8 protein-coding genes are annotated in these 7,369 nt (G+C 69.2%); 2 read left to right on the top strand and 6 right to left on the bottom strand.

Going from position 1 to position 7,369, the window contains the following annotated elements; translation table 11 throughout:
* Nucleotides 1–306: 306 nt before the first annotated feature.
* Both K2Z83_RS14395 and K2Z83_RS14390 read left to right on the top strand, forming a co-directional pair.
* Complete coding sequence (locus K2Z83_RS14395; RefSeq protein WP_220595880.1) at nt 307–1,083, top strand: alpha/beta fold hydrolase; 777 nt, start codon at nt 307–309, stop codon at nt 1,081–1,083.
* A gap of 236 nt (nt 1,084–1,319) precedes the next feature.
* Nucleotides 1,320–1,775 (top strand): PRC-barrel domain-containing protein, encoded by a 456-nt coding sequence (locus tag K2Z83_RS14390; RefSeq protein ID WP_220595879.1) that lies wholly within the window; start codon nt 1,320–1,322, stop codon nt 1,773–1,775.
* A 554-nt stretch (nt 1,776–2,329) separates the two neighbouring features.
* On the opposite strand, the gene K2Z83_RS14385 is transcribed toward K2Z83_RS14390, so the two are convergent.
* The 6 genes from K2Z83_RS14385 to K2Z83_RS14360 all read right to left on the bottom strand — a co-directional run bounded on the left by K2Z83_RS14385 (nt 2,330) and on the right by K2Z83_RS14360 (nt 7,294).
* A complete protein-coding gene (locus tag K2Z83_RS14385) occupies nt 2,330–2,614 on the bottom strand; it encodes a gas vesicle protein K (protein ID WP_220595878.1) in 285 nt (94 codons plus the stop codon).
* Between the two features lie 101 nt (nt 2,615–2,715).
* Nucleotides 2,716–2,832: a GvpL/GvpF family gas vesicle protein gene (locus K2Z83_RS14380; RefSeq protein ID WP_255603959.1), complete on the bottom strand. Its 117-nt coding sequence runs from the start codon at nt 2,830–2,832 to the stop codon at nt 2,716–2,718.
* A 40-nt stretch (nt 2,833–2,872) separates the two neighbouring features.
* Nucleotides 2,873–3,982 (bottom strand): GvpL/GvpF family gas vesicle protein, encoded by a 1,110-nt coding sequence (locus tag K2Z83_RS14375; protein WP_220595876.1) that lies wholly within the window; start codon nt 3,980–3,982, stop codon nt 2,873–2,875.
* Nucleotides 3,891–6,071 carry a CDC48 family AAA ATPase gene (locus K2Z83_RS14370; RefSeq protein ID WP_220595875.1) on the bottom strand — a complete coding sequence of 727 codons (2,181 nt, stop codon included), beginning with the start codon at nt 6,069–6,071 and terminating at the stop codon, nt 3,891–3,893. The genes K2Z83_RS14375 and K2Z83_RS14370 overlap by 92 nt, the downstream gene beginning before the upstream one ends.
* Nucleotides 6,072–6,105: 34 nt before the next feature.
* Nucleotides 6,106–6,246 (bottom strand): hypothetical protein, encoded by a 141-nt coding sequence (locus K2Z83_RS14365; RefSeq protein ID WP_220595874.1) that lies wholly within the window; start codon nt 6,244–6,246, stop codon nt 6,106–6,108.
* Between the two features lie 31 nt (nt 6,247–6,277).
* Nucleotides 6,278–7,294 (bottom strand): hypothetical protein, encoded by a 1,017-nt coding sequence (locus K2Z83_RS14360; RefSeq protein ID WP_220595873.1) that lies wholly within the window; start codon nt 7,292–7,294, stop codon nt 6,278–6,280.
* Between the last annotated feature and the right edge of the window lie 75 nt (nt 7,295–7,369).

The raw sequence follows: 7,369 nt of genomic DNA, 5'->3' as shown, positions 1-7,369 counted from the left end.
GTCCGGTTTAGTCTGCGGCCCGTCCGGTTTAGTCTGCGGCCCGTCCGGTTTAGTCTGCGGCCCGTCCGGTTTAGTCTGCGACCCGTCCGGTTAAGGCGGCGCAACATCTGGTTATGCCGGTGCAACCCCCGGTTAAGGCGGCAGACCCGCATGGCCGCCTGCCATCCATATCTTAACCCCAATACCTTATCCGGCGGGGGCGCTAGCTCACGATGGAGCAGGAGTAGCCCGGGGATCCGTTGTAGAATGGGCCGCGTGTGACTGACGATGGATCAAGGCCTGCCAACAGCGAGGGCGCATACAGCAATGCCAGCAATCACCGTTCAAGGAGCCCAGATCTTCTTCCGCACGGCGGGGGAAGGCCCGCCGCTGCTGCTGATCCCTGGGAATACCTGCTCGTCGGCCTGCCATGCCGGCGAGATCGCGCACTTCGCCCAGCGCTACCGGGTGATCGCCCCCGATCTGCCGGGCACCGGCCAGTCGGCGCGGCGCGCGGCGTGGCCCCACGACTGGTGGGCCGCGAGCGCGGCGACTCTGATCGCGCTGCTTGATCAGCTCTCGATCGATCGCTGCGCCCTGGTGGGCACGAGCGGCGGGGCGGCGATCGCCCTGCTCGCCGCCATCGCGGCCCCCGCGCGGATCGCCGCGGTCGTCGCCGACAGCGTGGTCGCCCACTTCCCGGCGGCGGCGCTCCAGGCCCAGATCGCCGCCCGCAGCGAGGAGACAGCGGGGCAGCGCGCCTTCTGGGAGGGCGCCCACGGCGCCGACTGGCGGCAGGTGATCGCCGCCGACACGGCCATGCTGGCGGGCCACGCCGCCGCCGGGATCGACTACTTCGGCGACCGGCTGGGCCTGGTCGCCTGCCCAACCCTGCTGACCGCGAGCCTGGCCGACTCCGCCCTGCCCGAGGTGGGCCGCCAGATCGCGGAGATGGCCCGCGCGATCCCAGCGGCACAGGTGGCGCTCATCGCGGAGGGCGACCACCCGCTGATGTGGAGTCGCCCCGACCGGTTTCGTGCGGCGGCGGACCCCTTCCTGGCCCAGGCCTGGCCGGCGCGATATAGCGGCGGGCAGGGCGGCTGAGCTAGGGCCACATCATGGTGGCATCGCCCGGCCTGCGCCCAGGCCCGGTCGTGAACGACCGGGCTGAATTCGGCCACGCGCGCGTCCGGCCTGACGCCGGCGCGGCGAATGAATGATCTTCATACCGGAGCGCCGATACACAGGCATACTGGGGTAGTGGGGGCGGCATGCATGCCCCTGCCGAACGCAGCGCGGCTGCGGTATGCCAAACCCGAAATGCGAAATGAGGTCATCCTATGCTCCGCAGTATCAACGACCTGCGCGGACTCATCATCCAGGCGACCGACGGCGATATCGGCCACGTCGACGCGTTCTTCTTCGACGATGTGGCCTGGTCGATCCGCTACATGGTGGCAAACACCGGCGGCTGGCTGCTTCCCGAGACGGTGCTGATCTCGCCGCGCTCTATTCGCTCGGTGGACTGGGAGCAGCGGCTGGTTGCGGTGAACCTGACCCGCCAGCAGGTGAAGGACGCCCCGAGCACCGACACCGACGAGCCGGTCTCGCGCCAGATGGAGATCGCCCACGCGGCCTACTACCGCTACGACCCGTACTGGTACGGGCCGGGGCTATGGGGCGGCATGGGCATGGCAGCGGCGCTGGTCGCCGCGCTACGCTCATATCAAATCTTGCAATACCGCAGAAGGAACGCTGTGACCCGACCGTGCCCGGCCCGTACACGGGCGGGCTAGGGTTTGCGAAGGCCGCCTGCGCGGCCTGTCTGAGGCCGCGCAGGCGGCCTTCGCAGAACCGTAGCCGGGGGCTTCATCCCATGTGCATTCGGTGAACCGAAACCGGATTGACCGCCCGCCGCCCGTGTCGGCCCGCCGGGGCGGCCCATCCCCGCCGGGGGCATGGTAGGGCCGACGCATGCGCACCCCATGCATGGGCGACCCGCAGATTCATCCGGTGCGCATGCGTCGGCCCGACGCCAATGCATCAGGCACCTGTTGTGCTCCACACGAAAACCGTTCACCGAACGCACATGGGCGTCAGCCCCCCGGCGGGCGATGCGCCACAGCGTGACTTATGCGCTACTGCCTTTATCGTGAAACGCGTGGCGCGCCTAAAGATGCTGATAAATCGTAGCCGCTCTGCGGGGAGCTGTCAATCAATATAGTAACAGCCTCACACACATGGTGCATCTTTCTTGCCTCTGCGGCTACAACCGCCCGCCATGACTGAATGTGGCGGGGCGGCTGCAACATCGCCGCCTGGCGGGAGTCTGGGGCGCAGCGGCCTGGCGCTACAGTAGCTTGCCGAGCGGGCCAAGGTCGATGTTCAGATCCTCATCGCGCAGGCCGAAGGTCTGCTTCAGCTCGATCATACGCTTGTCGAGGCGCATAAAGGACAGCCCCAGCCGCTGGATCGCCGCGTCGTCGACCGTCCCGTTCTCAGCCCGGCGCAGCGCCTGGCGCTCCATAAGCTGGCGCAGCAGCTCGATCACCGTCAGCACAAGCTGGGCCAGGCCCTGCTCGACCTTCTCCGGGTCGAGGACGACCCGGTTGGGGGCGGCTGCGCGCACGGTCATCAGCTCCTCTGCGAGGGTCGCGAGGTCGTCCGAGGCGCAGATCAGCTTGCTGTCCTCAGCTTCGGTGCTGCGCTTCAGCTCGGTTTCAGATCCCTAGGCGCTCATCGCATAGTCCCTTCTTCAACGAAGCTGTAGGCCGGCCAGGGGCCGGTGGCGAGGATGGCAAGCTCTCGGTGGGCGGCGCGCAGCGCCTCGATCCGGCCTCGGATCTCCGGCATGTGCTCGCGCCGCACCAGGTAGGCCGCCTTGAGCGGCAGCTTACGCGGCGCCCTCCTGGCGGACGACGGACAGCAGCAGGGTGCGCTCGACGGTCGTGCGGTCGAGGCGGCAGGGCCAGTCGTGGCTCCCGTCGTCGTCGGCGGGGCTCTGGGCCTTCGCCAGCGCGCCGAGCAGGTCGTAGGCGATAGTCAGCGCCTCCATGTCCGCCACAGCGTGCTCCGCGCTCGGGTTGAGATCGGGGTGGGCCTGGCTGGCGAGCTGCCGATAGGCCCGCTTGATCGCGGCGGCGCTCGCCTCCTCGGCGAGGCCGAGCTGCCGCCGGGCGGCGTCCACGGCGTCGAAGGGCAGCGCCTGCACCGTGAGGGTGGCAAAGCTATAGGGCGGCAGCGGGCCGACGCAGCGGATCTGGAGCTTGCCGCCGAACAGCGCGTCCAGCTCGTCTAGCCGCTGATCGAGGTCGTCCTGGCGCGATTGATCAAGCAGCAGCGCCACATTCACCACCATGCTGTCGTCCATGGTCGGGTTGATAATCACATCGTCAGCCAGGTCGCGCAGCTGGGCGATGACCTGATCGCCGATCTGCGCGCGGCGGCGCTGGATCGCGGCGTGGACCATCTGGCCCAGGGCGACGCGGGCGTCGACCGTCTCCTCGGCCGGCTGGGCGGCGATCTGGTCGCGCAGCGCGCTGATCGGCCCCTCGGCGGCGATCTCCTGGATGACCTGGCCCATGTCCCAGAGGACAACCACCTCGCGCTGCTCCTTGCCGACATAGGCGGCCAGGGTTTCGCGCATCAGCCCCTCGCCCTGGCCCAGCAGCGCACGCAGCACGTCCTCGTCGGGCAGCATCGTGCCGAACTTCACCGGCAGCACCGGGTAGTCGCGCATCACCGTCTCAAGCACCCGCTGGTGGGCGCTCAGGGCGCGCACCGCCGCGGCCCGATCCAGGCTCTGGAGGCGCTCGGGGCTGACGCCGCTCGTCACGACCGCCAGATCGCCCGCGACGACGGTGTGGACCTCGTTGGCCGGGTCAATCCCCTCCACATCGAAGATCGCCCGGTCATCGGTTGGGATGATCCCGTAGACGTAGTGCCGTGTCTCGGTGGGCGTCGATAAAGTGAGATCTGGCGACCCGGAGCGCTGTGAAGTCATAGGAGCCCTCTTTCGATACAGGTTCTGCCGGGCTGGCCTGCCGCCGGCGATCAAGAAACTCACGAATGGCGATCATGGCCGCCTTATGGCACATGCCCTCCAGGTCGGCGCCGACATAGCCCGTCGTCTCGGTGGCGAGCACATCGAGGCTCACATCATCGGCCAGGGGCATATGTCGCGTCTGGACGCCCAGGATGGCCCGGCGAGCCCTCTCGTCCGGGTGGGGCATCTCGACCAGGAAGTCGAAGCGCCCAGGGCGCTGGAGGGCCAGGTCAATCCGGTCGAGCCGGTTGGTCGCCGCCAGCACCACCACGCCCTTGAGCGCCTCGATGCCGTCCATCTCGGTCAGCAGCTGGCTGACCACGCGCTCGGTCACGTCGTTATTGCCGCCGCCGCGCGGCGGGGCGATCGCGTCGATCTCATCGAAGAAGATGATGCAGGGCGCGGCCTGGCGGGCCTTGCGGAAGATCTCGCGCACCCCGCGCTCCGACTCGCCGACCCAGCGGTTGAGCAGCTCCGGCCCCTTCACCGCGATAAAGTTGGCCTCGCTCTCGCGGGCCAGCGCCTTGGCCAGCAGGGTCTTGCCGGTGCCAGGCGGGCCGTAGAGCAGGATGCCCTTGGGCGGGCGCACGCCGACGTGGTCGAAGGCCGGCGCGTGGCGCAGCGGCCACTCGACCGCCTCGGTCAGCAGGCGGCGCACATCCTCTAGGCCGCCCACGTCGTCCCAGCTCACGTCGGGGATCTCGGTGAAGACCTCGCGGATGGCCGAGGGCTCGATGTCGGCCAGGGCCACGGCGAAGTCGTCCGCCGTCACCTCCAGGGCCATCAGCTTATCGTAGGGGATCTGGGCATCGCTAAAGTTAATATCGGGCAGCAGCCGGCGCAGCGAGCTCATGGCCGCCTCGCGGCAGAAGGCCTGCAGGTCGGCCCCGACGAAGCCGTGGGTCACGGCGGCCAGCCGTTCCAGGTTCACATCGGCGGCCAGGGGCATGCCGCGGGTGTGGATCTCCAGGATCTCGCGCCGGCCGTCCTTGTCGGGGACGCTGATCACGATCTCGCGGTCGAAGCGGCCGGGCCGGCGCAGGGCCGGGTCGAGGCTGTTGGGCAGGTTGGTCGCCGCGATCACGATCACATTCCCGCGCGACTCCAGGCCGTCCATCAGGGCCAGCAGCTGGGCCACCACGCGCCGCTCGACCTGGCGGTCGCCGCTGAGGTCCTCGCGCTTGGGGGCGATCGCGTCGATCTCGTCGATGAAGATGATCGCCGGGGCCTTCTTGCGGGCGTCCTCGAAGATGCCGCGCAGGTTGGCCTCGGAGGCCCCGTAGAGCTTGTCGATAATCTCGGGGCCGTTGATCGTCACGAAGTGGGCGCTGGTCTCGTTGGCCACCGCGCGGGCGATCAGGGTCTTGCCGGCGCCGGGCGGGCCGTAGAGCAGCACGCCCTTGGGCGCATCGATGCCGAGCCGCGCGAAGACCTCGGGGTAGCGCAGGGGCAGCTCGATCATCTCGCGGATGCGCCGGGTCTCGCGGCGCAGGCCGCCGATATCCTCGTAGGTGATCGTGCCGCGCTCGCGCCCGCCGCCCTCGCCGGAGATGCGGATGGCGGTCGCCGGCCCGATCAGCACCGGGCCGGGCGGGCTAGTCTCCACCACGCTGAAGCTCTGGGCGCGGGTGCCGAAGAGGTTGACCCGCACGCGGTCGCCGGCGACGACGGGGATGCCGTCGAGCAGCTTGGCCAGGTAGCGGGCCTGGGCGCTGACCTGGCCCGCCGGCACGCCCTCGGCGGGGGCCAGCGCCAGCGAGCGGGCGGGCTGGGATTCCACCCGCTGGATGCTGACACGCTCGTCGAGGCCGGCCCCGGCGTTCACGCGCAGGATGCCATCGACCTGGACGAGGCCCTGGCCGCGCTGCTCGGCGTAGGCCGGCATGGCCCGGGCCACCGTGGCCCGCTTGCCCGTGATCTGGACAATGTCGCCGATCCGCACGCCGAGCGCATCGAGGTTCTGTGGATCAAGGCGGACCAGGCCGCGGCCGACATCCTTCGGCAGCGCCTCGGCCACCCGCAGGGTGATGCTCGCTTCCTCTGGCATACTGATATGTCTCCGTTGGGGCGCTGCTGGGCGCTCACTGATTGGCTGATAGCCGGGCCTCGATCAGATCGATCCGCTCGTGCAGCAGCCGATTCTCATCGGTCAGCGCGCGGGCGCGTGTGGTCAGGTAGGGGGCATTCCCCCACCAGTTGATAGCCTCCTCCAACAGCGGCATATTCGGATCCTTCCCTCAGCCACTCAGCCACTCAGCGGCTCAGTGGCTCAGTGATCACGCAGTGCGCCGCCAATCCCTGCGCGCGCACCGCCGCGACGATGACATCCGCCACCTGCTGGCTCCAGCCGCGCAGCTCGGCCGGCGACAGCTCGGCGGGCAGCTCGGCGTAGAGGCGGCGGATCGCGGCGAACGTCGGGGCGAACTGCGGCGCCAGCTGGGGGAACAGGTCGCGCTCCAGCGCATCAGCGAGCGTGGCGGCGGCGGCGGTGTGCCCGCTCCGATCAAAGGGCGCCAGCTCCATGGCCAGGCCACAGTAGCTCTCCAGGTCGCCGACCAGCAGGATCTGGCCGACGCTGCTGGCCGAGCGGCTGCCCTGGGCGACCTCCTGGCTCAGCAGCTCGCACAGCCTGGCGCGGCCAGCCACGCTCTGGACGGCGTTGGCCACATTGCGCTGGTTCAGGTGCAGCATGGCCTCGGCGAAGCCGCTGGTGATCGCCAGCAGGTTGGTGAAGATCTCGCGCGGCGCGGTGAGGCAGAGCTCTTCGGCCAGCCGGGACAGCAGGCCTTCCAGCCGCCCGCGCTGCACATCCGGCTGCGCATCCAGGGTCAGCGCAAGCGCCAGCCCGCGCGAGGCCCGCGTGCTGCCGTTCTCGGCCAGCGGGTGGGCGTGCTCGTGGGCCAGCAGGCCACGCACGGCGAGCGCATCGCCCCAGTAGCCCTCTTTGATCATCATCTGCTGGTTGACGAAGACATTGCATGCGCCCGGGTTGGCCAGGTCGTAGAGGTTGATCACCGTGCGCTTGGCCAGGGCATCGGCCCCGCCGGGCGGCAGCGCGCTGGCCGGCACCTGGCGGGCCACAGGCGCCAGATCACTGAAGATGAACAGGCTCACCTGCTGGTGTGGCCAGCCGCCATGCCGCATGTAGTCGCGGATGACCGCCTCCTCCGCCTGGACAATCGCCATCTCGCCCGTGTCGATATCGGAGACAACCCGCAGCTCGGTGGTGCCGATCCGATGCAGCTCGACATGTTTGACCGTGCGCCCCATGCCCGTCACGCTTTCTGAAGTCGCAGATCGAGGATGCCGTTGGTGTAGGTCTGGCGCAGCGAGGCCGGATCGACC

It is taken from the genome of Oscillochloris sp. ZM17-4 (assembly GCF_019599295.1).
Classification (GTDB): Bacteria; Chloroflexota; Chloroflexia; order Chloroflexales; family Chloroflexaceae; genus Oscillochloris.
This window is presented reverse-complemented; position numbering and strand designations above follow the sequence as displayed.